The organism is Mycobacterium sp. NGS11 (genome assembly GCF_059813315.1).
In genome coordinates this window covers 135,088-158,200 of record NZ_JCALEJ010000007.1, presented here as the reverse complement: position 1 = coordinate 158,200, position 23,113 = coordinate 135,088, and the positions used below count along the sequence as shown (strand labels likewise).

Genomic DNA, 23,113 nt, shown 5'->3' with positions numbered 1-23,113 from the left:
CCATCTTTTCCGGGTGCGACGATCGGGCCATGTCCGACGGCGAGCGAACCGAGCAAGAAGATTCCGTTGACGTCGACCCAGACGAGGACTCGAACGACTCCAGCGACGTGGCAGACGAATCCGAAACAGCCGAAATGTTTTCGCATTACGGCATCGCGTCGGCGGTTCTCGGTGTGCTGTCGGTCGCCGCGGTCGTGCTCGGCTACGTCATCTGGTCCGATCACCGCGACCAGATTGCCGAGCGCGGCTACCTGAGCCGCGCCATGCAGACCGCCGCGGACTGGGCGAACGTGTTGATCAACATGAACAGCGGAAACGTGGATGCCAGCCTGCAACGGCTGCACGACGGCACGGTCGGCGAACTCAACACCGACTTCGATGCCGCCGTGCAGCCATACAAGGCGGTCGTGGAGAAGCTGCAGTCGAAGAGCGCCGGCCGGATCGACGCGGTGGCGATCGAAACCGTGCACCACGACCTGGACACCCAGCCGGCGGGCGCGAGGCCTCCAAGAGAGATCGTCACCACCAAGCTGCCGCCGTTCGCGAGTCGAACCGACTCGGTGATATTGATCGCCACGTCGGTCAGCGAAAACGTCGGAGCCAAACCGCAGACCGTGCACTGGAGTCTGCGGCTGGACGTCTCCGACGTGGACGGCAAGCAGATGATCTCCGGATTGGCGTCGATCAAATGAGGAACATCTGGCGGCTGGCCGCCTTCGACATCCTGGCGCCGCTGGCCGCGATCGCGGCCCTGCTGGCCATCGGGCTGGTGCTCGGCTGGCCGCTGTGGTGGGTGTCGGCGTGCTCGGTGCTGATCCTGCTGATCGTCGAAGGCGTGGCGATCAATTTCTGGCTGTTGCGCCGCGATTCGGTCAGCCTCGGCACCGACGACGACGCGCCGGGACTGCGGTTGGCGGTCGTCCTGCTGTGCACGGCCGCCCTGGGCGCGGCCGTCGCGACCGGCTACACGCACTGGACCGAGGCGGACAACGACTTCACCGACGACTCCCACCAAGTGGTTCAGATCGCGACCGGCATGGCGGAGGCGATGGCATCGTTCAGCCCCACCGCCCCGACCGGCTCCATCGACCGGGCGACGGCGATGATCGTCCCCGAGCACGAGGCCGCCTTCAAGGAGCAGTACACGAAGTCCAGCACCGAGCTGGCCCAGCACAATGTCACCGCGCAAGCGACCACGGTGTCGGCCGGAGTCGAGGCCCTGGGGCCGTCGGCGGCCAGTGTGGCGGTGGTCCTGCGGGTTACTCAGAACACCCCGGGCCAGCCGCCGAGTCAGGCGGCGCCGGCGCTGCGGGTGACGCTGACCAAGCGGGGCAGCGACTGGCTGGTCGCCGATGTGCTGCCGGTCAGATAGCGGGTCAGTTCGCTTCGGCTGAGCGAGCGGACTTCACCTTGACGAACCGATCCGACAACCGCCGGATCCGGATCATCAGGGCGGCCGTCGGGCTGGTGCTGCCGTCGAGGTAGCCGTCCAGCTCCTCGGCAGTGACCCCGATGCGCGACGCGAACTCCTGCGGGGCCAGACCCGAGCGGTCGATCAGGAGCCCGACGTGACGCGCCACCTCGGCGCGCTCGTTGGCCTCCAGGTGGGTGCGGGCACGCTCGAGCACCTCCCACAGCGCCTTGGCGATGCCGTACGGCCGGGTGCCCTCGAGGACCTCTTCGACCTGTCGGGCGGTCCGCCCGTACGGGTCCCGCTTCAGCGCACCGGCGATGCGCTTCCACGTCGCGATGTCACCGCCCTGCAGGGCGGAACGGATGGCCGCGGTCGGCCAGAACTCCACGGGCTGTTCGGTGTCCTGGAGCGACCCGGACGGTCCGTTGCCGGGTTGACGTTGTGCCGGGGCCGGCCGGCGGGGCGGCGGCGCGGGGCGTCGGTCGGGTGCCAACGTCACCTCGCCTCCTCCAGCATCGCTACGGCCACGGACATGCAGCGTTGCCTGATTCCCTCCCAGTCCGAGTCGGCCTCGGCTTCCGATCCCTGGTCTTCCGGGTAGTCGCAAGGGTCGGGATCTGCGAGTCGACGGACCAGCTGGGTGGCGATCCACTGCTCCCTGGATGATTTACAACAGTAGTACCTGTCCATTCCGGCCAGCACCACCGCGGCGGTCTCGGGCTCCAACGTATCGACCATGTCTGCAAAGTCGGCGTAATCGCGCCGGCTGTTACGGCGCATGATCAGGTAGCCCTTCAGCCGCAGCGTCTCCGCACCGGTCGGGACCAGCAACCGGTCGCCGGTGGGCAGCTGCACGTTGGTGGTCTCCACCGGGCTGCGCCGCTCGTATCTCGGCCCGTCGTCGACGGCTGCGCCGGTGTCGCTTTCCAGCGCGTCGATCGCGACCGACAGGCGTCCCCGCCACAACGTCACCGGGTGAACGGGCCTGCCCGTGATGGCCTTGGCGATGCCGTTGCGCGAGGTCAGGCCGTTGACCAGCTTCTTGGCCGCCAGGGAGCCGTTGGTGTGGCCGTTGGCGCCGGGCTTCCTGTCGGCCGCCACGCCGACGCTGACCTTCTCCTCACCCAGGGCGACCTGGTGGGGGATCTGCCCGGGTCCAAGACCACGGGACCGATCCTCGTCGGGGCCCAGCGCCGCCTGCGCGGTGCGGCCACAACCGGTGAAGGCCAGCGGATCGGCCACGCAGATCGCGTCGGGCGCCAGGTGTTTGAGCTTGGCGGCCGACTTGACCACCATCCGCAGGTCGGCGCTCGGGGCCACCAGCGCCGAGATGTCGTCGGGGATGACGACGACGTCGCCGAGGTCGACCTCGGGCAGCGGCCGGTCGAAGTCCACCGACGGCAGCACGCGGGACAGCCACGGCGGCAGCCACCAGTTCCACTGGGCGAACATCGCCATCAGCGCCGGCACCATCACCAGCCGCACCACGGTGGCGTCCACCGCGATGGCGACCGCGCACGCCACGCCGATCTCCGCCACCAGCGGCATGCCGGCGAACGCGAACCCGACGAATACCGCGATCATGATCAGCGCCGCGCTGGTGATGGTCCGGGCGCTGGTGCTGACGCCGTAGGCCACCGCATCGCGGGTGTTACCGGAATGCAGGAAGCGCTCCCGGATGCGGGTGAGCAGGAAGATCTCGTAGTCCATCGACAACCCGAAGGTCATCGCGAGCACCAGCGGGGGAACGGTGCTGTCGATCGAGCTGATCTGGGCGAAGCCGAGGTCCTTCAGCCACCCCCACTGGAAGACCATCACCAGGCTGCCGTAGGCGGCGGCGACCGACAGCAGCGTCATCAGGACGCCCTTGAGCGCCAGGAACACCGAGTGAACCGACACCAGCAGCATCACGAACGCGATCAGCGCCACGATGCCCAGCACCAGCGGCTCGGTCTTGGACACCTGGTCGTCGAAGTCCTTGATCAGCGCCGTGGGGCCGCCGACGTCGACGCGCGCGGTGCCCACTTCGGGGATCTTGGGCAACTGCGCACGCATCCAGCCGACGGTCTCGCGGGCCTTCATGTCCTCGGGATCCACCGACAACACCGCGGACAGCAGCGCGCTGCCGTTGTCCTCGGCGAACTGCGGAGGCGACACCGAGACGATGTTGGGGGCCTGCGACATCCGCTGGCGGATCGCGCCGACGGTGTGGCTGTGTTCGGGGGAGGCGGCGCCGCCCTCGGGGAAGTTGATCAGCACGCGGATCGGGCCCAGCGCGCCGGGACCGAGGGCCTGGGCCGCGGCGCCGACGCCGGCGCGAATTTCGTGCGACGAGTCGAACTGGCGCAACAGGCTGTTGCCCAGCACCATCGAGGACGCCGGCGCGGCCATCACGAGCAGCACCAGCGACGCCGCCAGTGCGGACATCCACGGCCGGCGCATCACCCAGCCGATCCAGCGGTTCCAGAACCGCGACTGCGTGCTCTCGGGCCGTCGCGACCAGTGCAGGAAGCCCGACCGTTTGGCGGCCGCGCGGCCGAACGTCGCCAGCGCGGCCGGCGTCAAAGTGGTCGAGGTCAACATGGCGACCGCGACGGCCAGGATGGCGCCGGTGGCCATCGACTTCAGGGCAGGGGTATTGATCACGTAGATCCCGGTCAAGGAGGCGACGACCGTCATGCCCGACAGCACCACCGCCAGACCGGAGGTGGCCATCGCGGCGTCGACGGCTTCGCGGGGCTGGCGCCCGGTCCGCAGCTCCTCCCGGAACCGCATCAAGATGAACAGTGAGTAGTCGACGGCGAGCGCGATCCCGAACATGGACACCGTCGAGGTCACGAACACCGACATGGTGGTGTAGGCGGACAGCAGATAGACCAGGCCCATGGTGACCACGACCGTGCAGATTCCCAAGGCGAGCGGAATGGCCGCGGCGGCCAGCGAACCGAACACCGCGAGCAGCACGATCAAAATGACCGGCAGGTTCCACTTTTCGGCCGCGGCGATGTCGTGTTTGGTGTTGGCCGCGGCGGCGGCGGACAGCGCGCCCTGCCCGATGACATACAGCCGCACGCGGCCGTTCGCGGTCTGGCCGGGCTGATCGCCCTTGATGCCGACCTTGGTGCGGAGCTGCTTGGCGATGTCGCTCGTGTTGCGGGAATCCAGCCGGACCGACAGCACGTACGGGCGGTCGGGCTGCGGCGGCCGCTGGGTCGGGTTGGGGATTTCGGCGGTGCCGGGGATGCCGCCGGCGATCTGTCGCAGCTGGGCGACGGCGTCGTTCATGTCCTGGTAGCTGGCGTCGGGCCGGGGCGCGGCCACCAGCGCCAGCGACGACCCACCCTGGTCGTGGTACAGCTCCTCGAGCTGGTCATGGACCGCCAGCGATTGCGATCCGGCGACGTCGAACCCACCGCCGGTGAGGTTGCCCGACTGCGTCAGCGCCAGGTACACGGCCGGAACCAATGCCAGCAACCAGCCTGTGAAGACCAACCAGCGGTACTTACGCAGGCTGCGGCTGAGGCGGATCATTAACTGCTGGATTTTGTCGCTCCCCGGTTCTCGCGTAGCGCGTGCTCGCGACGATACCGCAGCGGGCTGTGGAATATGTGGCTTATCTAGTTCCTGAGCTGCGGCGACGGCGTTGTTGCCAAGACGCTGCGAAGACGTTGTGAAGTGGTGACCAAAGCGGGATTTCGGTCACACGCTCCGTCCGAACTGGCAGCGGTGATACCGGCGGTGGCAGGATGTCGCATGGCCCGCCAGGCGGTCCCCGGGGTTCACGGGGATGCCCGCGCTCAGTGGGGCCGTCTGTTGCAGTCGTTTGCGCGGCGCCGATCCGGCGATCCGCCGCAAACTCCTAAGGAGTTATCGATGACGAGAGCCACCGCTGGACGGGGTCGCAGAATCTTCGCCGGGCTGATCGCCGCCACGGTGCCCGGGGTCGCCTTCGCGGTGCTCGCCGGAGCACCGGCGACGGGCGCCAATGACCCGTGCGCGGCCAGTGAGGTCGCCCGGACGATCGGCTCGGTCTCCAAGTCGATGGGTGATTACCTGGATTCGCATCCGGAGACCAATCAGACGATGACCTCGATGCTGCAGCAGCAGGCCGGGCCGCAGTCGGTGAACGGATTGAAGTCCTACTTCGAGGCCAACCCCAAGGTGGCCGGTGACATGACGTCGATCGCGCAGCCGCTGACCACCCTGTCGACGCAGTGCAAGCTGCCGATCTCGATCCCGCAGGCGATGGGCCTGATGCAACAGGCGCAGGGCGCGGCCGGTGGGCTGCCCGCGCTGCCCGGAAACCCTGCGGGCGCATCGCCGTTGGGTGGGACCACCGGAGGCGCTCCGGCCGCGGCGCCGCCCGCGGCGACCAACCCGCTGCCGGGTCCGCCGCGCGGAAACACCGTCGGCTAGTCCCGATGGTGGCGACCCGCTTCGCCCGGCTTGGACTATGCGGCGACCCGCCGCGCCCGGCTACGCCGCGCTTGCGATCGCCGCGGCCGCCCTCGCGATCGCCACTAGAGCTCGGTTTCGGGGTTTCGGTCGGGCGGCAACGGCCCCTGCAGCGCGGTCTCGGTCGGATCGGCCGGGGGGTCGCCCTGCGGCGGCACGACCGGTAGTGGACCCGTGATCGGGTCCTCGTCGGACTCCGCCACGTTCTCGGTGCGGAACACGAAGAAGAACACCACCCAGCCGATCGCGGAGATGAGCAACCAGCTGATCAGCCGGTAGATCAGCATCGCCGAGATCGCGTTGGGCAGCGACATTCCGCTGGACACCAGGCCGGGCACGAGCACCGCCTCGACGATCAACAGCCCGCCGGGCATCAGCGGGATGGTGCCGACCGCGCGGGCGGCAGCGTAGGCCACCGTCAACCCGGCAACCGAGGCGTGGTCCCCGGCGGCGTACGCGGCGAAGCCCAGGCAGGCGACGTCGGCGATCCAGTTGAACATCGACCAGCCGAAGGCCACCCCCAGGTCGCGCCGGCCCAGGCTCACCGATTCCAGCTGCATCAGCGTCTCGCGCCACTTGTCCAGGCCGGCGTCGGCCGGCCTGCCCCGGACCGAGTTGATCCATGCCAACACCCGGCTGCCGATGCCGTCGATCAGCTCCGGGCGTGACGCGACGGCCTGGGCCAGCAGCAGCAGCGCGACGAAGCCGCCGAGGGTGAACAGCAACGAGAACGGGTTGTTCTTCGCGCCCAGCAGGAAGGCGCCGCCCAGGCCGAGCAAAGCCAACCCGACCGCCTGCAGTACGCCCGACATCACCAACTGCCACGACGCCACCACGGTCGAGGCTCCCCACAGCCGCTGCTGGCGGAACAGGAACGTCGCCGACAGGACGGGCCCGCCGGGCAGCGTGGTGCTCAGTGAGTTGGCGGCATAGAAGGCCGCCTCGGAGCGCAACTGCTTGACGTGCACGCCAGCCGACTTGAGCAACGTGCGCTGGATCTGAGCAAAGCTGTGCATCGACGCGGCCGCGGCCGCCACCGACGCCAGCAACCACAACCAGTTCGCCTCATACAGGCTCATCCAGGCTTTGGCCAGCTGGTCCCAGCCCAGCGAAACCTCGACGGCAAGCACGATGGCTACCGCGCCCAGGATCACCCAGCGCACCCACCAGTACTTGCCACGCGAAGTTTCTTCGCGCGGCAAGTCGAGGTTGCGGGCGGGCGCGTCGTGCGACACGTGATTTAGGGTAACGGTGCAGGTGGCGCCGCGATCGCCGCGGATCGCTTACCGTGTCTCGGACGTGCTGGGGTCGTAACCGGATCGTGCCGACGATTACCGGTTCAGCAGGCGCGCAGCCTGCCTCGAGCCAGGCTTGGACCACGTTTGACCGCGCGCCGCGGCGGATAGGCTGACGAGATGTCAGCAAACGTCGACGATGCCTCGGTCGAACCCCTTGTCCGCAAGACCGCAGCCTGGGCGTGGCGCTTGCTCATCATCCTGATCGCCGTGCTCGCGCTGTTGTGGGTGGTGAAAAAGCTCGAAGTCATCGTCGTTCCGGTCCTGGTGGCGCTGCTGCTGAGCGCACTGTTGGTGCCCGTGGTCGACTGGCTGGACAAGCGAGGCCTGCCCCGCGGCGGCGCGGTGGCCCTGGTGTTGCTGGGCGGCTTCGCGATCCTGGGCGGCATTCTGGCGTTCGTCGTCCTGCAATTCATCGACGGCCTGCCCGGCCTCACCGAGCAGGTGACGAACAGCATCGAGTCAACGCGGCGCTGGCTGACTCACGGGCCGGCCCATCTGCGCAACGAACAGATCGACAACGTGGGCAACGCCGCCATCGAGGCGCTGCACAACAATCAGGCGAAGCTGACCAGCGGCGCGCTCTCCACCGCGGCCACCGTCACGGAGCTGGTCACGGCGGCGGTGCTGGTGCTGTTCACGCTCATCTTCTTTCTCTACGGCGGGCGCAACATCTGGCAGTACGTCGTGCAGATCATTCCGTCGGACGTGCGCGGCCGGGTGCACGAAGCCGGTACTGCCGGATACGGGTCGCTGATCGGGTACGTGCGGGCCACGTTTCTGGTTGCCCTGACCGACGCGGCGGGGGTCGGCACGGGCTTGGCGATCATGGGGATCCCGCTGGCGCTGCCGCTGGCGTCGCTGGTCTTCCTGGGCGCGTTCATCCCGCTGGTGGGTGCATTGATCTCCGGTCTGGTGGCCGTGGTGGTCGCGCTGCTGGCCAAGGGCTTCGTCTACGCCCTGATCACGCTGGGCCTGCTGATCGCGGTCAACCAGATCGAGGCTCATCTGCTACAGCCGCTGGTGATGGGCCGCGCGGTCTCGATTCACCCGCTCGCGGTGGTGCTCGCGATTGCCACCGGAGGAGTGATCGCCGGGATCGTCGGTGCCCTGCTGGCGGTGCCGACGGTGGCCTTTCTCAACAACGCGATCCAGGTGCTGTTGGCGCCCGATCCGTCCGTCGAAGCCGAGAAACAGACCGAGGAAGCGGACGAAAAGAACGCGATTTTGCAGGCCGAGCCCGACAAACCCGAGGACGAATCCGGCTGAGCCGCTAGTCCTTTCGGTGCCGTTGCGAAGACCTGGTTACAGCCGACCCTCGCGACGCAGGAGGTCCTGCGCGGACAGGCCGCCGCCGGAGCGCCGGCGTTGCCGCGCGGGGTCGCCGTTCTCGCCCTGCCCGCGCGCGTCCGCCTGATCGGTGGCAGCGTTGGGGTCGTTGCCCTCCGGGCGCATCTTCGGCAGGGCGGTGGTGGGTTCGGCGGCGTCGCTGGTGTCGTCGGTCCGGTGGCCGGGCACCGGGATGGCCCGCGTCTGATCGTCGGACGGCGGGGCGGTCGGGCCCGGCGCCGGCGGTCGTTGGGCAGGCTGCGGTGCGGAGCTGGTCGCGGGGCGCGGCTCGGCCGGGCGGTCATGCCCGGGCACGCCCGGCGCGGAGAAGCGCGTCGTCTTGGCTTCGGTCGGCTGGCTGGAGCGGGCGGGGACGCGGGTGCCGCCCGCGGTTTCACCCGAAGACGGTTCCCGCGCAGGCCGTGGCTCGGCCGGACCCGGACGGGCCGGGCGCGGCGGCTCCAGCGCGCCGGGATGGGTGGGGTCATGCGGCGGCCGCGGTGCGGCCGCGACCAGGCTTGCGGCGACCGGCGGCCGCGCGGGCCGGCCGTTGAGCGTGGGCCGCTTGCGCTCGTCGGGCAGGTCGATCTCGCCGAGCCCGATCTTGTTCTGCAGGCGCCGGGCCCAGCGCGGCGCCCACCAGCAGTCGTCGCCGAGCAGCTTCATCACCGACGGCACCAGGAACATGCGGACGACGGTGGCGTCCAGCAGCAGCGCCGCCATCAGACCGAAGGCCAGATACTTCATCAACACCAGGTCGGAGAACACGAACGAGCCGGCGACCACCGCCAGCACCAGAGCGGCGGCCGTGATCAGGCGCCCGGTGGTCGCGGTGCCGATCCGGATGGCCTCGGCCGTCGACATGCCGCGCTCGCGCGCCTCGACCATTCGCGACACCAGGAACACCTCGTAGTCGGTGGCCAGACCGAAACCGACCGCGACGACCAGCGCGATGACCACGACCATCAGGGGGGTAGGCGTGAAGTTCAGCACGTTCGCGAAGTGCCCGTCGACGAAAATCCAGGTCAGGATGCCCATCGTCGAGCCCAGCGTCAGCGCGCTCATCACCGCCGCCTTGATCGGCAACACCACCGACCCGAACGCCAGGAACATCAGCAACATGGTCGCGCCCAGCAGCAGCACCAGCATCAGCGGAGCCTTGTCGAACAAGCTGTGGATGCTGTCCTGCTCCAGGGCCGGCGTACCGCCGACGTACAGGTTGAGCCCCTTCGGGGGGTTGATCGAGCGAAGTTCGGCGAGCTTCTTGGCGGCGTCGTTCTTGTTGACCAGACCGTTCTGGATCACCCGCACCGAGCCGTCCTTGGGCACCGTCGTCCCGTTCGGTCCGGCGACGCAGGGGTTGCCGGCGATGGTCGGGCAGGCCCGCTCCTCCCACTGCTTGTCGGTGAAGCCGCCGATCGAGGAGATCCTGTTGCGGATGTCGGCGACCTGTTGGTCGGTGACCTTGGTGCCGTTGCTGCTCTGGATGACGACCGTCAGCTGCTCGGTCCGGTAACCGGGGAAGAGCTTGTCGAAGTGCTCCTGGGCCATGCGCACCGGGTTGTCCGGCGGCAGGTATTTCTCGCTCATGCCGCCGAACGACAGGTTGCCCAGCGGGATGACCAGCAGGATCATGCCGATGGCGATCGGCAGGGCGAACGCCAGCGGGCGCTTCATCACCCAGTTGACGAGCTTGCCCCAGAAGCCGGCCTCGACCTCTTCACGGGTCTTGGTCTTCTGCAGCCGGTCGGCCAGCCAGTTCAGGTAGGCCCGCGAATACTTCCAATTCCGCAGGAAGGGCACCCGGAATGCGGTCCGGACCCCGAGCGCGTCGACGTGGCGGCCGAGGATGCCCAGGCAGGCGGGCAGGAACGTGATCGACAGCAGCGCCGCCAGGCCCACCGCGGCGAAGATCGCGTACGTCAGCGAATGCACGAAGCCCTGGGGCAACACCAGCAGGCTGGCGCTGGACGCGATGATCAGCACCGCCGAGAACGTCACGGTGCGGCCGGCCGTCATCACCGTTCTTCGCACGGCGGCCTCGGTGTCGTAGCCCTCGGCTATCTCCTCGCGGAATCTGCTCACCACGAACAGCCCGTAGTCGATGGCGATACCCAGACCGATCAGCGAGACCACCGGCTGGGCGAAGAAGTGCACCGGCCCGAACACGGCGACCAGGCGCAGGATGCCCAGCGAGCCCGCGATGCTCAGGCCGCCCACGATGGCCGGCAGGCCGGCGGCGACCGCGCCCCCGAAGACGAGGAACAGCACGACGGCGACCAGCGGCACCGCGAGTACCTCCATGCGGCGCTGGTCGGTGGCGATGGTGCCCGTCAGGGCGTTGGCGATCGGCTCGAGGCCGGCCAGCTGCACGGTGCCCCCGTCGAGCTTCTGCAGATCCGGCTGGATGGCCTTGTAGTTGTTGAGGATGCTGTCGTCGTCGTCGCCCTTGAGCGGAATGCTGACGAAGGTGTGCTTTCGGTCCTCGCTGACCATCCCCTTGATGACCGGGTTGGTGCTGTTCGGCGCCGCGAGCCAGCCGGCCCAGCCGACGACCTGGTCGGGGTGGTCGGTCTTGAACTTGTTGAGTTCGCCGACGAGCTTGTCGCGCCACGCCGGGTCGTCGGCCGATTTGCCGTCGGGAGCCGTGAAGGTGGCCACGATGTGGCTGGTGCGGTCGCGGCCGTAGGTCTGGTCGCCCAGTACCGAGGCTTTGACGGATTGGCTGCCGTCGTCATAGAAGCCGCTCTGTGTAACATGCTTGCCCAGGCTTACTCCGAAGACGCCACCCAGCAGACACAGAGCTACCGTGACCCCGATCACGATGTACCGGTACCGGTACACAGTTCGACCCCACCAGGCGAACACGCAAGCTCCTTACTGGATCGTCAACGACCCGCGCATAGGTTTTCCAGTGTCACACACGGGCGGTCAGCAGCGCGGAGAGCGGCCGGAACGGCTGTAGCCACGCACCCTGGTCAGGCAGCGAATCTAGGCCGATCCGCGGCAACGGTTCCCGGAAGACACCAGCGATATCCTCCAGATCAACGAAGTCCAAGGTATCCGACGCTAGCGCCCAACTCGCATGTTCGCGAAATCCGATCACCTGGACGCTGACCCCGGTTCGTGCGATGTCTTCCAGCGGATGACGAAAAGCCTGGCCGTCGGCGGAGGCCACCACCAGCGCCGCCAATCCCTGGGTGCGCCGCAGTTCGATGTGGGCCAGCATGTCGCGGTCCACGTCGCTGTCCTCGTCGATCTTCGGCTTGGCGAACACCGCGAATCCCACGTTACGAAGCGCGTCCACCCAGGGCCGGACGACGTCGGCGCTGCCCGGTGCGATGTTGGTGAAGACGGTGGCCTCGGGTTCCACCACCACGCCGGGGCGACTGGCGCTGACCTCGGCCGTGCGCGACAACAGCCAGCGCCCCAGGGCGTCGAACCGCGGGCGTTCCAGGGCCGTCGGGCGGCGGCCGAGGATCGATCCCAGGCCCATGTCGAGGTTGGGTGCGTCCCACACCAGCAGTACGCGTCCACCCGGCGGGGTGAAGTCGCCCAGCTCGTCGCCGGTCAGCACCGCCGGCGGCGCGACGGGCTCCGCTCCCGCCGCGGTCTCTTCAGTCAGGCTCATACTCATCGCCTACTCATCGTCTAAGCCAAATGAATTCGGTGACGGCGCTGCCCGCTTCTTGAGCCTTCGTCTCGTACTTGGTGCTCGGGCGCACGATCGAGATCGGCAGCGCACTGTCGGGACCGGCCGGGTGCAGTCGGGATTCACCCGCGCCGACCTCGGCGATGTGCTCGGCGTAGCCGGCGTGGTCCGTCGCAACGTGCAGGACACCACCAGGGAGTAGCCGGTCGGCTATCAAGCCAATCGTGCCGGGCTGCAGGAACCGGCGTTTGTGGTGCCGGGCTTTCGGCCACGGATCGGGAAAGAAGACGCGAACCCCGGTCAGCGACCCCGGCGCGATGAGGCGTTGCAGGACATCGAGGGCGTTGCCACGGATCAGCCGGATGTTGCTCACCTGGTCGCGGTCGATGGCGGACAGCAGTTGCGCCAGCCCGCGGCGGTAGATTTCCACCGCGACCACATCGACATCGGGCTCGTCTTTGGCCATCGCCAAGGTGGAAATGCCACTGCCGCAACCGATTTCGAGCACCACCGGGGCCTGTCGGCCGAACCACGCGGCCGTATCCAGCGGGGGCTCGGAGCTGTCGGGTTCGTCGGGGGTGGCCACTGACAAGCCGAGTTCGGGCCAGCGTCGCTCCCAGGTCTGGCGCTGGGCGTCGGACAGCGTCGAGCGTCGCGATCGGAACGCCGTTGCCGGGAGATAGCGCTGGTCGGGGCGGTCGGAGTCCCCGGTCGACGTGTCGGCAGACATCGCCACCCCGCGCTGCGCGTGCATTTGTCCATGGTGGCCTATGAACCCCGGATGTAGCCGCCCCTGGTCCGGATTGATACCCAACAGTTGCGTTCAACTGGTAACTGATTAACGGTGGCTCGCTTCTTCGTGACGCGGATGCCACCATTCGGTGGGACCGCTCGGTCCCGGCGCTGCATCGCCTAGCGGTGGCGCCGGCCGGGCAGGGGGTCATCCAGACCGAACAGGCGGGATATGAGGGCACAAGGACACCGAACTTTCGTCGACGAGCTGGCGCGGTTCGCTGCCGGCCACGTCGATCCGCGCATCACGGCGATCGCAAGGCGATCCGCCACCCCGTTGCGCGTGGCCGTGCGCGGCCGTCGCGGCGTCGGCTGCAGCACCGTGCGCCGCGCCCTGTCCGGCGCGGGACCCGCGGCGGGCATCGCGGTCGACGGCCCGGCGACGGATGGTCGCGTGGATGCGGTGGTCTACGTGGTCACGGAGGTGGTCAAGCCCGAGGACACCCGGGCGATCGCCCAACTCGCAGCGGCGGGGCGCCCGGTGCTGGCGGTGCTGAACAAGGCCGACCTGGCGGGCTCGCTGTCCGGCCGTGGCGGAGACGGCCCGACCGCCGCCGCGCGCGCGAGGTGCGTGGAGCTGTCGGCGCTGAGCGGCGTGCCCATGGAACCGATGACCGGCCTGCTCGCGGTCGCCGCGCTCGACGACCTGGACAGCACCCAGTGGACGGCGCTGTCCACGCTCGCCGCGCACCCCGGTGGGACCGCGTGTTTCGCCGGCTCCTTCGCCGGATTCCTGTCCGCCGACGTCCCCGTTCCGGTCGAGGTGCGGCGGCGCCTGCTGGACACCCTCGACCTGTTCGGCACCGCGCTGGCGGTCGCCGCGTTCCGGCAGGGCCGGACCCCGGCCCAGGTGCTGACCCTGCTGCACCGGATGAGTGGCATCGAGGCCGTCGTGGCCAGGATCGGCGCGCTGGGCGCCGAGGCGCGCTACCAGCGGGTGCTGGACGCCGTCGCCGAACTCGAGGCGCTGGCCGCCGGCGGCGGCAGGCTGGGTGAGCGCATCGGCGGGTTCCTGTCCCGCGACGAGACCGTGCTCGCAAGGATGGCGGCCGCGGTGGACCTGGCCGAGGCGGCCGGCCTGGAGCCGGGCGACCGGAAGGCCGTCGACGCCCATCGAGACCCGGCCGCGCACCTGCCTCGGGCGGTGCGGTGGCAGCGCTACAGCCGCGCGTCGGCCAGCGACCTGCACCGCGCCTGCGGCGCCGACATCGCCCGGGGGTCGCTGCGGCTGTGGTCCCAGGCCTGCGCGTCGCTGCCGGGGGAATCCTGGTGAGCGGCGAGACAAGCCACGATCCCGTCGCCGACGTGGACGCGTTGGTCGCGGCGGCCGGCCCCGGGCTGGATCCGCCGGCGATTCAGCGCCGCGACGCGGTGCTGGTGACCGGTCCGTGGATGGCCGGGGTCAGCGCGGTGGTCGACGCACTGCGTGAGCGGCTGCCACAACGCGAATTCGTCGAGTCGACGGACCTGGGTCCCGGCGAGGCACCGGTGGCTGTGGTGTTCGTCGTGTCGGCGGCGGCGAACCTGACGCCGTCGGACTGCGCGCTGCTGGACGCCGCGACCGAGCACACCGACGCGGTCGTCGGCGTGGTGTCCAAGATCGACGTGCATCTCAACTGGCGGGACATCGTCGCCGCCAACCGAGACTCGCTCGGCGCGCACGCGCCCCGCTACGGCCGGGCGCCCTGGGTGGGCGCGGCGGCCCTGCCCGACCTGGGTGACCCGGACGTCGACGACGTGGTCGAAGCCGTCACGGTGGTGGTGGAGGCCCCCGATCTCGCGCGCCGGAACCGGTTGCGGGCGTGGGAGTCTCGGCTTGAAACGATGGCGCGCCGGTATGAGCGCGAGGTCGAGGGGTCCGGCCGGCGGGCCCGGGTCGAGGCGCTGCGCGAGGAGCGCAGCACCGCGCTGAAACAGCAACGCCAGGCGAAAAGCGAGCGGACCATCACGCTGCGCGGTCAGATCCAGCAGGCGCGGGTGGCCCTGTCGCACTCGGCGCGTAACCGGTGTGCGGCGGTGCGCACCGACCTGCAGGAGCACGCGGCGGGTTTGTCGCGGCGCGGTATGTCCGGCTTCGAGGCGCTCACCCGCGATCAGGTGGATGCGGTGGTGGCCGAGGTCAGCGAGGGCGCCGACGCGCGCCTGGCCGAGGTGGCGCAGGTGGTCGGCCTGCCGATGGAGCTACCGCCGCCCGAGCGGCTGCCAAAGGTCGATATCTCGCCGCCGCCGCTGAAATCGCGCCGACACGAAACCTGGCTGATGATCGTGCTGGGCGTCGGGTTCGGCCTCGGGGTGGCGCTGACACTGAGCCGGCTGATGAGCGGCCTGGCCTCGCGGCTGAACCCCGCGCTGGCCGTCGCCGCGGCTGTGGCGTGCGTGGCGATCTCGGTGGGGCTCACGTTCATGGTGATCAACATTCGTGCGCTGCTGCACGACCGGGCGCTGCTGGACCGCTGGGCGGGCGGCGTCAAGTCCTCGCTGCAGTCGGTCGTCGAGGAGCTGGTCGCCACCCGGGTGTTGGTGGTCGAGTCGGTGTTGAGCAGGGCGCTGCTGGCTCAGGACGAGGCCGAAAACGCGCAGGTGTCGTCGTCGGTGGGCGTCATCGATGCCGAACTGCGCGAGCACGCCCTGGCCGCCGCGCGGGCCGCGGCTGCGCGCGACCGGGACATGCCCGCGGTGGCGGCGGCCCTGGCGGTCGTACGTGCAGAACTGGGAGAACCGGGTATACGAGAGGACGAAAGTCACTCCGGAGACGACGGCGGTGACGACGACGCCGGAAAACCCGCTTCGAGGAGCGAAGATGACAGCCCGTCGGGATCTTCTGAATCGTTGTTGTGAGAAGGCTTATACCTGCCCGAGACCCACCCGACAAGATCCTCGCGATAACCTGTTGTTAACGCCACCAATTCCTTAATTGTGTGGGCGAGAGCATAGCGAGCAACACCAGCCCGATACGCAGAAGAATCCAGGAGAGTTCGATGACCTCAGCGACCATTCCCGGTTTGGACACAGCACCCACGAACCACCCGGGCCTGTTGTCATGGGTGCAGGAGGTCGCCGAGCTCACCCAGCCCGACCGGGTCGTTTTCGCTGACGGCTCCGACGAGGAGTTCAACCGGCTGGCCACGCACCTGGTCGAGGCCGGCACCCTGACGAAGCTGAACGAGAAGAAGCACCCCAACTCCTACCTGGCGCTGTCCGACCCGTCCGACGTGGCGCGGGTGGAGTCGCGGACCTTCATTTGTTCCGAGCGCCAGATCGACGCCGGGCCGACGAACAACTGGATGGACCCCTCCGAGATGCGGGCCACCATGACCGATCTCTACCGCGGCTGCATGCGCGGCCGCACCATGTGGGTGGTGCCGTTCTGCATGGGCCCGCTGGGCGCCGACGACCCCAAGCTGGGTGTCGAGATCACCGACTCCGAGTACGTCGTCATCTCGATGAAGGTGATGACCCGGATGGGCAAGGCCGCCCTGGAGAAGATCGGCGACGACGGATTCTTCGTCAAGGCGATGCACTCGGTGGGCGCTCCGCTGGAGCCGGGCCAACAGGATGTGCCGTGGCCCTGCAACGACACCAAGTACATCACCCACTTCCCGGAGACCCGCGAGATCATGAGCTACGGCTCGGGCTACGGCGGGAACGCGCTGTTGGGCAAGAAGTGCTACTCGCTGCGCATCGCCTCGGCGATGGCCCACGACGAGGGCTGGCTCGCCGAGCACATGCTGATCCTCAAGCTCATCTCCCCGGAGAACAAGGCCTACTACTTCGCCGCGGCGTTCCCGTCAGCGTGCGGCAAGACGAATCTCGCCATGCTGCAGCCGACCATCCCGGGCTGGCGCGCCGAGACCCTCGGCGACGACATCGCCTGGATGCGGTTCGGCAAGGACGGCCGCCTGTACGCGGTGAACCCCGAGTTCGGTTTCTTCGGCGTCGCGCCGGGGACCAACTGGAAGTCCAACCCCAATGCGATGCGCACCATCGAGGGGGGCAACACCGTCTTCACCAACGTGGCGCTCACCGACGACAACGACGTGTGGTGGGAGGGCCTCGAGGGCGAGCCGGAGCACCTGACCGACTGGAAGGGCCGCGACTGGACGCCCGATTCCGGCGAGAAGGCCGCGCACCCCAACTCGCGCTACTGCACCCCGATGTCGCAGTGCCCGATCCTGGCGCCGGAGTGGGACGACCCGCAGGGCGTACCGATCTCCGGCATCCTGTTCGGCGCGCGCCGCAAGACGACGGTGCCGCTGGTGACGCAGGCCCGCGACTGGCAGCACGGCGTGTTCATGGGAGCCACCATGGGCAGCGAGCAGACCGCCGCCGCCGAGGGCAAGGTGGGCACCGTGCGCCGCGACCCGATGGCCATGCTGCCGTTCCTGGGCTACCACGTCGGTGACTACTTCCAGCACTGGATCGACCTGGGCAAGAACTCCGACGAGTCGAAGATGCCGAAGGTGTTCTTCGTCAACTGGTTCCGCCGCGACGAAGACGGTGGCTTCCTGTGGCCGGGCTTCGGCGAGAACAGCCGGGTGCTCAAGTGGATCGTGGACCGCATCGAGCACCAGGCCGGCGGCCAGGACACCCCGATCGGCATCGTGCCGACGGCCGACGATTTGGACCTGGACGGACTGGACGTCGACGGCGATGACGTGGCCAAGGCGCTGGCCGTCAACCCGGCGGAGTGGCGCGAGGAACTGCCGCTGATCGAGGAGTGGTTCGAGTTCGTCGGCGACAAGCTGCCCACCGGTGTGCGCGACGAGTTCGAGGCGCTCAAGCAGCGGCTGTCCGAAGCGCGTTGAAGCCGCGCGGTGACGTAGTCCTCAGCCGCTAATCGCCTGCCGCCGTAGCGATCTCGGCAGGTAGACCGCTCCCGCCCCGGAGTTGGCTGCCAGGTCGCCCGGATTGGAGATCGCGCAGCGCTTCAGTGACAGGCAACCGCAGCCGATGCACGAATCCAGGTTGTCGCGCAGCGCGATCAACCCGGCGATCTGATCGTCGAGGCGCGCGCGCCAGGTTTTGGACAGCCGGCCCCAATCGGCTCGGGTGGGGGTGCGCCCGTCCGGAAGTGTGGCGAGTGCGTCGGCAACCTCATCCAGGCTCAGGCCGACGTTGCGGGCGGCCTTGATGAAGGCCAGGCGTCGCAGCATCTGACGCTCGAAGCGGCGCTGACCGCCGGCGGTCCGGGTCGCCGTGATCAGCCCCTGACTCTCATAGAACCGGATCGCCGATGCCGCGAAGCCGCTGCGCTTCGCTATCTCACCGACGGTGAACAAGTCTCGCTCATCCATTGTGGCCTTCTCGAATTCGTGACTTGACTTAAAGTTTACTTCAACTATCAGTATGGGGGGATGACTCAATCCGAACAGCGACCCGTCGCTATTGTCACCGGCACCTCGCGCGGCTTCGGACGTGCGGTCTCCGCCGCCCTGCTCGACCGCGGTTGGACGGTCGTCGGCGATGCCCGACGCGCCTACGAACTGGAATCAACTGCCCGAGAACTGAATTCACCGAACTTCATCACGCTGGCCGGTGACGTCACCGACGCGTCGCACCGTGCCGACGTGGTGGCGGCCGCGCTAGCCGCCGGGCCGCTTGGCCTGTTGGTGAACAACGCCAGTCGGCTGGGGCCCAGCCCGCAACCGGTCCTCGCCGATTACCCCGCGAGCGAATTGTGGACGGTGTATCAGACGAACCTGTTCGCGCCGCTGGCCCTCATCCAGGCGACACTGCCGGCGCTCGCGGAAAACGGCGGCGCGATCGTCAATCTGACCTCCGACGCCGCCGTCGAACCGTACCCGGGCTGGGGCGGGTACGGCTCGTCGAAGGCCGCACTCGACCAGCTCTCGGCCGTCCTCGCCGCCGAGAAGCCCACGGTGCCCGCGTACGCCTTCGACCCGGGTGACATGCGCACCGAGATGCACCAGGCCGCCTTTCCGGGCGAGAACATCTCCGACCGTGCCGAGCCGGAGGCGAAAGTGCCGGCGCTACTGCGATTGCTTGACACCCGGCCCCCCGCGGGCCGCTATCGCGCCGCGGACCTGGCGCCATCCGGAGCGGCGCGATGACCCTGACGGCCCCGCACACCCGCTTCCACCGCCCCCCGAACTCCGATGCCATCGAGCCGCCCGAAGCGCACGGCGTCGCCCGCGACGGCGTCAAGCTGCTGATCGCTCGCCCCGACGGCGTCAGCCATGCCCGCTTCGCCGACCTCGTCGATCACCTGCGTCCGGGCGATCTGCTGGTGGTGAACAACTCCGCCACCATGCCGGGCGCCGTGGACGGCCGCCGCGACGGGCGGCCCATCGCAGTGCACTTCTCTACCCGGCGCGCCGAGAGGGTCTGGGTGGTGGAACTGCGGCCTGCGGGAGAAGCGGCCGGACACCTCCCAGACGTCCGGCCGGGCGAACGCATCGACATGCCGGGCGGCGGCGCGTTGGTCGTCGCGGCCTCCTACCCGCAACCCGGGATCAGCGGCGCTCGGTTGTGGTCCGCGCGAGTCGTCGTAGAGGGAGACGTCGCGTCGTATCTGGCCCGCCACGGCCGGCCCATTCGGTACGCGTACGTGCCACGGCCGTGGCCGCTGCGCTACTACCAGACCGTGTTCGCCCGGCACCCGGGCAGTGCAGAAATGCCCAGCGCGGCCCGTCCTTTCAGCACCGAATTGGTCACCGCCCTGGTTTCCGCGGGCATCGCGATCGCACCGATCACGCTGCACGCGGGGGTGTCGTCGGCCGACGCCGGCGAGCCACCGACTCCCGAGCCCTTCGCCGTACCGGCCGCGACCGCGCGACTGGTGAACGTCACGCGCATGACCGGCGGGCGGGTGATCGCGGTGGGAACGACGGTGACGCGCGCGCTGGAGTCCGCGGCCACCGCGGACGGCGAGGTGCGGCAGGTGGACGGCTGGACGGACCTGGTGCTGGGCCCTGGCCGGCCGTGCCGGGTGGTCGACGGCCTGATCACCGGCTGGCACGACGCCGGCGCCTCGCACCTGCTGTTGCTGGAGGCGGTCGCCGGCCCCGAGCTGGTCGGGCTGGCGTATCGGGAGGCGGTTGAGCACGGCTACCTGTGGCATGAATTCGGCGACAGCGCGCTGCTACTGCCCGCACCGGAGGCCACTTAACACCTGTCAAGTTTCGCGGCGGTACAGTTTGCGCATGCAGATCCGCCCCTACATCGGCGCCGACAAACCTGCTGTCATCCTGTACCCGTCCGGAACGGTCGTCACCTTCGACGACCTCGAGGCGCGCGCCAATCGACTGGCGCACCGGTTCCGCGCCGCGGGCCTGCGCGAAGGCGACACCGTCGCAATCCTGATGGAGAACAACGAGCACATCCACGCGGTGATGTGGGCGGCTCGTCGCAGCGGTTTGTACTACGTGCCGATCAACACGCACCTGACCGCGGCAGAGGCCGCCTACATCATCGACAACAGCAGCGCCAAGGCCATCATCGGCTCGGCGGCGCTGCGTGACACCCTCGCCGGCCTCGGCGAGCATTTGCCGGGCGGGCTACCCGAGCTGCTGCTGATCGCTGACGGCGACCTGCCGGGCTGGGAGCGCTACCCGGAATGCGTTGCCGGGCAGCCCGATACACCGATCGATGACGAAATCGAGGGCGACCTGCTGCAGTACTCGTCGGGCACCACCGGCCGGCCCAAGGGCATCAAACGCGAATTGCCGCACGTGCCACCGGCCGACGCGCCCGGCATGATGTCCGCACTCGTCGGCTTCTGGATGACGCCCGACTCGATCTATCTCAGCCCCGCGCCGCTGTACCACACGGCGCCCTCGGTGTGGTCGATGAGCGCGCAGGCCGGCGGCATCACCACGGTGGTGATGGAGAAGTTCGACGCCGAAGGATGCCTGGACGCCATCGCGCGCCACCGAGTCACGCATGGCCAGTTCGTCCCGGCGATGTTCACCCGCATGCTGAAACTGCCTGACCGGGTGCGTCATTCGTACGACCTGTCCAGCCTGCAGCGGGTGATGCACGCGGCGGCCCCGTGTCCGGTGGAGATCAAGAAGCAGATGATCGACTGGTGGGGGCCGATCATCGACGAGTACTACGCGTCCTCGGAAGCGCACGGCTCGACGCTGATCACGGCCGAGGACTGGCTGGCGCACCCGGGTTCCGTCGGCAAACCCATGGGCGGCGCCATACACATCCTCGACGAGCACGGCGACGAGTTGCCACCCGGGCAGGCCGGCGAGATCTACTTCGAAGGCGGCTATTCCTTCGAATACCTCAATGACGAGGCGAAAACCGCCTCATCGCGCGACAAGCACGGCTGGGCCACGGTCGGGGACATCGGCTACCTCGACGACGAGGGTTACCTGTACCTGACCGACCGGCGGCACCACATGATCATCTCCGGCGGAGTGAACATCTACCCGCAGGAAGCCGAGAACCTTCTGGTCACCCACCCGAAGGTGTTGGACGCCGCGGTGTTCGGGGTGCCCGACGACGAAATGGGCCAGCGCGTGGTGGCGGCCGTGCAGACCGTCGACGCCGCCGATGCCACCGACGGATTCGCCGAGGAGTTGACGGCGTGGCTGCGAGACCGGTTGGCGCACTACAAGTGCCCGCGATCGATTGCCTTCGAAGCACAGCTGCCGCGCACCGACACGGGCAAGCTCTACAAGAACGGGCTGATCGAGAAGTACTCGGTGTGACCGATGCTCCGGGTGGTCGACCTGTCGAAGTCGCCGCACGACGGCCCGGCGTCACCGCCCGGGGTGATCGTCGCCGTCGGCTCGGCCACCGACATCGCAGGCGCTGAATTCTGGCTCGACGCAGCGACTTTCACGCTGACCGAGGATCGCTGCGCCGACCGCCGCGTGGTCACCGTCGCGTCGGTGCCGGCGACCGTGGCGGAGCTGACGGCACGCTGTCGACGCTGGCCGCACGCCAGCGGGGTCTGTGACGACGTGCTGCGCGCGGTCGACCCGCGGGGCCCGACGCTGGCTGGGGTGACGACGGAGTCGTTGGCGTACTCGACCCTGCAGGCCGGCCCGGAGTTCGCGCGGTGGTTACGCGAGCGGGGCCCGGTCCGGATGCCCGAGATCCCCGACCCGGTGCGGGCGACCCGCGACGGCGACGTTGTGCGTATCGCGTTCAACCGGCCGCAGCGGCACAACGCGTTCTCCACCGATGCGCGCGCGGCGCTGCTGGAGGCCCTGACGGTGGCTCAGCTGGACCCGTCGGTCACCGGCATCGTGTTGAGCGGCAACGGTCCGTCATTCTGCAGCGGTGGGGACCTGGCCGAGTTCGGCACCTTCGCGGACCCGGCGAGTGCGCACCTGGCGCGTACCCGCTACAGCCCCGCCCTGGCGCTCGACGCGCTGGCCACCAGGCTCGGCCGCGCATGCCGGGCCGAAGTGCACGGGCGGGTGGTGGGCAGCGGACTGGAGATGGCGGCGTTTTGCGGGTGGGTCACCGCCCGCAATGACGCGATGTTCGGGCTACCCGAGCTGGCGTTGGGGCTGCTGCCCGGCGCCGGTGGCACCGTCAGCGTCACACGGCGGATCGGCCGTTGGCGCACAGCGTATCTCGTGTTGTCCGGTCGCACCGTCGACGCGGAGACCGCGTTGGCCTGGGGGCTGGTGGACGAGGCCTGGGGTCAGAAGCCCGAATAGGTGGTGGTGGTCGTGGACGGGATGGAAGAGACGATCGCCGCGAACATGGCGAACCACAGCACGACGCCGATCACCGCGGCGGCGGCGCCCACGACCGCACCGATGATGGCCCACTTCTTGGCGTTGTTGGACGCCTCATAGGCCTCGGCGTACCGGCCCTGGGCCCACAGCCCGGACACCTTGTTGGAGTAGACGATCGACACGATCCCGAAAGGCAGGCAGCACAGCACCGTGCACAGGATCGCCCAGACCAGATAGTTCTCGGGCTCCTGCATTCCCGGCTGCTGCGCCGGCCATCCCGCCGGTGGCGGCTGGCCCTGCCATCCCGGTGGGTGCTGAGCTTGCCACCCGGCGGGCTGCTGGCCTTGCCACTCCGGTTGTTGGCCTTGCCATTCCGGTTGCTGCGCTGGCCATTCCGGCGAACCTCCGGGCGGCACGGGAGGATAACTCATGGCGGCTGCCTTTCCCTTTGGTTCAGAGTCAGGTAAATATACTCCCAAACTATGTTCTCGGGCCGTGAGATTGGTGCGTA

Annotated in this window: 19 protein-coding genes; 11 read left to right on the top strand and 8 right to left on the bottom strand. The window is 68.8% G+C overall.

The window, feature by feature from the left end:
• Positions 1-29: 29 nt before the first annotated feature.
• Both AC5Y4T_RS11905 and AC5Y4T_RS11900 read left to right on the top strand, forming a co-directional pair.
• On the top strand, positions 30-692 hold the full coding sequence (locus AC5Y4T_RS11905) for an Rv1363c family protein (protein ID WP_499953108.1): 663 nt from the start codon (positions 30-32) through the stop codon (positions 690-692).
• Positions 689-1,372 carry a hypothetical protein gene (locus tag AC5Y4T_RS11900; RefSeq protein WP_499953106.1) on the top strand — a complete coding sequence of 228 codons (684 nt, stop codon included), beginning with the start codon at positions 689-691 and terminating at the stop codon, positions 1,370-1,372. The genes AC5Y4T_RS11905 and AC5Y4T_RS11900 overlap by 4 nt, the downstream gene beginning before the upstream one ends.
• A 4-nt stretch (positions 1,373-1,376) precedes the next feature.
• Here AC5Y4T_RS11900 and AC5Y4T_RS11895 read toward each other — a convergent pair whose 3' ends face one another.
• Both AC5Y4T_RS11895 and AC5Y4T_RS11890 read right to left on the bottom strand, forming a co-directional pair.
• A complete protein-coding gene (locus tag AC5Y4T_RS11895) occupies positions 1,377-1,913 on the bottom strand; it encodes an XRE family transcriptional regulator (RefSeq protein ID WP_499917723.1) in 537 nt (178 codons plus the stop codon).
• Entirely contained in the window at positions 1,910-4,945 is a 3,036-nt protein-coding gene (locus AC5Y4T_RS11890; RefSeq protein WP_499917724.1) for an MMPL family transporter, read from the bottom strand. Before AC5Y4T_RS11890 ends, AC5Y4T_RS11895 begins: the two co-directional genes overlap by 4 nt.
• Positions 4,946-5,287: 342 nt before the next feature.
• On the opposite strand from AC5Y4T_RS11890, the gene AC5Y4T_RS11885 reads away from it, so the two are divergent.
• Entirely contained in the window at positions 5,288-5,830 is a 543-nt protein-coding gene (locus AC5Y4T_RS11885) for a hemophore (RefSeq protein ID WP_499953104.1), read from the top strand.
• Between the two features lie 104 nt (positions 5,831-5,934).
• Here the strand turns inward: AC5Y4T_RS11885 and AC5Y4T_RS11880 are convergent, their stop codons facing one another.
• Positions 5,935-7,104: a lysylphosphatidylglycerol synthase transmembrane domain-containing protein gene (locus AC5Y4T_RS11880; RefSeq protein ID WP_499917726.1), complete on the bottom strand. Its 1,170-nt coding sequence runs from the start codon at positions 7,102-7,104 to the stop codon at positions 5,935-5,937.
• Positions 7,105-7,284: 180 nt separating this feature from the next.
• Here AC5Y4T_RS11880 and AC5Y4T_RS11875 point away from each other — a divergent pair, with 180 nt between their 5' ends.
• The gene (locus AC5Y4T_RS11875; RefSeq protein ID WP_499953102.1) at positions 7,285-8,433 is read left to right on the top strand and encodes an AI-2E family transporter; all 1,149 of its coding nucleotides are present in this window, start codon (positions 7,285-7,287) and stop codon (positions 8,431-8,433) included.
• A 36-nt stretch (positions 8,434-8,469) separates the two neighbouring features.
• Here AC5Y4T_RS11875 and mmpL3 read toward each other — a convergent pair whose 3' ends face one another.
• The 3 genes from mmpL3 to trmB are packed head-to-tail and all read right to left on the bottom strand — an operon-like array spanning position 8,470 to position 12,917.
• The gene (gene mmpL3 / locus AC5Y4T_RS11870; RefSeq protein ID WP_499953099.1) at positions 8,470-11,361 is read right to left on the bottom strand and encodes a trehalose monomycolate exporter MmpL3; all 2,892 of its coding nucleotides are present in this window, start codon (positions 11,359-11,361) and stop codon (positions 8,470-8,472) included.
• Positions 11,362-11,410: 49 nt separating this feature from the next.
• Positions 11,411-12,124: an NYN domain-containing protein gene (locus AC5Y4T_RS11865; RefSeq protein WP_499953097.1), complete on the bottom strand. Its 714-nt coding sequence runs from the start codon at positions 12,122-12,124 to the stop codon at positions 11,411-11,413.
• A gap of 13 nt (positions 12,125-12,137) precedes the next feature.
• Positions 12,138-12,917, bottom strand: a complete 780-nt coding sequence (gene trmB, locus AC5Y4T_RS11860) for a tRNA (guanosine(46)-N7)-methyltransferase TrmB (RefSeq protein ID WP_499918224.1) — start codon at positions 12,915-12,917, stop codon at positions 12,138-12,140.
• A 192-nt stretch (positions 12,918-13,109) separates the two neighbouring features.
• Here trmB and AC5Y4T_RS11855 point away from each other — a divergent pair, with 192 nt between their 5' ends.
• The 3 genes from AC5Y4T_RS11855 (at position 13,110) to AC5Y4T_RS11845 (ending at position 17,742) form a co-directional block, all read left to right on the top strand.
• A complete protein-coding gene (locus tag AC5Y4T_RS11855; RefSeq protein WP_499953095.1) occupies positions 13,110-14,210 on the top strand; it encodes a hypothetical protein in 1,101 nt (366 codons plus the stop codon).
• On the top strand, positions 14,207-15,775 hold the full coding sequence (locus tag AC5Y4T_RS11850; RefSeq protein WP_499953092.1) for a hypothetical protein: 1,569 nt from the start codon (positions 14,207-14,209) through the stop codon (positions 15,773-15,775). Before AC5Y4T_RS11855 ends, AC5Y4T_RS11850 begins: the two co-directional genes overlap by 4 nt.
• 140 nt (positions 15,776-15,915) lie before the next feature.
• Positions 15,916-17,742 (top strand): phosphoenolpyruvate carboxykinase (GTP), encoded by a 1,827-nt coding sequence (locus AC5Y4T_RS11845; protein WP_499917732.1) that lies wholly within the window; start codon positions 15,916-15,918, stop codon positions 17,740-17,742.
• 21 nt (positions 17,743-17,763) lie between these two features.
• On the opposite strand, the gene soxR is transcribed toward AC5Y4T_RS11845, so the two are convergent.
• Positions 17,764-18,231, bottom strand: coding sequence for a redox-sensitive transcriptional activator SoxR (gene soxR, locus AC5Y4T_RS11840; protein ID WP_499953090.1), 468 nt, complete (start codon positions 18,229-18,231; stop codon positions 17,764-17,766).
• A gap of 60 nt (positions 18,232-18,291) precedes the next feature.
• On the opposite strand from soxR, the gene AC5Y4T_RS11835 reads away from it, so the two are divergent.
• Genes AC5Y4T_RS11835 through AC5Y4T_RS11820 form a run of 4 tightly spaced genes read left to right on the top strand, consistent with a single transcriptional unit; the run spans position 18,292 to position 22,581 of the window.
• Positions 18,292-19,008 carry an SDR family NAD(P)-dependent oxidoreductase gene (locus AC5Y4T_RS11835; RefSeq protein ID WP_499953088.1) on the top strand — a complete coding sequence of 239 codons (717 nt, stop codon included), beginning with the start codon at positions 18,292-18,294 and terminating at the stop codon, positions 19,006-19,008.
• Complete coding sequence (locus AC5Y4T_RS11830; RefSeq protein WP_499953086.1) at positions 19,005-20,066, top strand: S-adenosylmethionine:tRNA ribosyltransferase-isomerase; 1,062 nt, start codon at positions 19,005-19,007, stop codon at positions 20,064-20,066. Before AC5Y4T_RS11835 ends, AC5Y4T_RS11830 begins: the two co-directional genes overlap by 4 nt.
• Positions 20,067-20,100: 34 nt before the next feature.
• Entirely contained in the window at positions 20,101-21,618 is a 1,518-nt protein-coding gene (gene fadD4 / locus AC5Y4T_RS11825; protein ID WP_499953084.1) for a fatty-acid--CoA ligase FadD4, read from the top strand.
• 3 nt (positions 21,619-21,621) lie between these two features.
• Complete coding sequence (locus tag AC5Y4T_RS11820) at positions 21,622-22,581, top strand: enoyl-CoA hydratase/isomerase family protein (RefSeq protein WP_499953082.1); 960 nt, start codon at positions 21,622-21,624, stop codon at positions 22,579-22,581.
• Here the strand turns inward: AC5Y4T_RS11820 and AC5Y4T_RS11815 are convergent.
• The gene (locus tag AC5Y4T_RS11815; RefSeq protein ID WP_499953079.1) at positions 22,566-23,033 is read right to left on the bottom strand and encodes a CD225/dispanin family protein; all 468 of its coding nucleotides are present in this window, start codon (positions 23,031-23,033) and stop codon (positions 22,566-22,568) included. The genes AC5Y4T_RS11820 and AC5Y4T_RS11815 overlap by 16 nt on opposite strands.
• Positions 23,034-23,113: the final 80 nt, after the last annotated feature.

Coding starts and splice junctions, on each gene's coding strand:
- AC5Y4T_RS11905 (WP_499953108.1), top strand. CDS start 30: ATGTCCGACGGCGAGCGAACCGAGCAAGAAGATTCCGTTGACGTCGAC.
- AC5Y4T_RS11900 (WP_499953106.1), top strand. CDS start 689: ATGAGGAACATCTGGCGGCTGGCCGCCTTCGACATCCTGGCGCCGCTG.
- AC5Y4T_RS11890 (WP_499917724.1), bottom strand. CDS start 4,945: ATGATCCGCCTCAGCCGCAGCCTGCGTAAGTACCGCTGGTTGGTCTTC.
- AC5Y4T_RS11885 (WP_499953104.1), top strand. CDS start 5,288: ATGACGAGAGCCACCGCTGGACGGGGTCGCAGAATCTTCGCCGGGCTG.
- AC5Y4T_RS11875 (WP_499953102.1), top strand. CDS start 7,285: ATGTCAGCAAACGTCGACGATGCCTCGGTCGAACCCCTTGTCCGCAAG.
- AC5Y4T_RS11865 (WP_499953097.1), bottom strand. CDS start 12,124: ATGAGCCTGACTGAAGAGACCGCGGCGGGAGCGGAGCCCGTCGCGCCG.
- AC5Y4T_RS11855 (WP_499953095.1), top strand. CDS start 13,110: ATGAGGGCACAAGGACACCGAACTTTCGTCGACGAGCTGGCGCGGTTC.
- AC5Y4T_RS11845 (WP_499917732.1), top strand. CDS start 15,916: ATGACCTCAGCGACCATTCCCGGTTTGGACACAGCACCCACGAACCAC.
- soxR (WP_499953090.1), bottom strand. CDS start 18,231: ATGGATGAGCGAGACTTGTTCACCGTCGGTGAGATAGCGAAGCGCAGC.
- AC5Y4T_RS11835 (WP_499953088.1), top strand. CDS start 18,292: ATGACTCAATCCGAACAGCGACCCGTCGCTATTGTCACCGGCACCTCG.
- AC5Y4T_RS11830 (WP_499953086.1), top strand. CDS start 19,005: ATGACCCTGACGGCCCCGCACACCCGCTTCCACCGCCCCCCGAACTCC.
- fadD4 (WP_499953084.1), top strand. CDS start 20,101: ATGCAGATCCGCCCCTACATCGGCGCCGACAAACCTGCTGTCATCCTG.
- AC5Y4T_RS11820 (WP_499953082.1), top strand. CDS start 21,622: ATGCTCCGGGTGGTCGACCTGTCGAAGTCGCCGCACGACGGCCCGGCG.
- AC5Y4T_RS11815 (WP_499953079.1), bottom strand. CDS start 23,033: ATGAGTTATCCTCCCGTGCCGCCCGGAGGTTCGCCGGAATGGCCAGCG.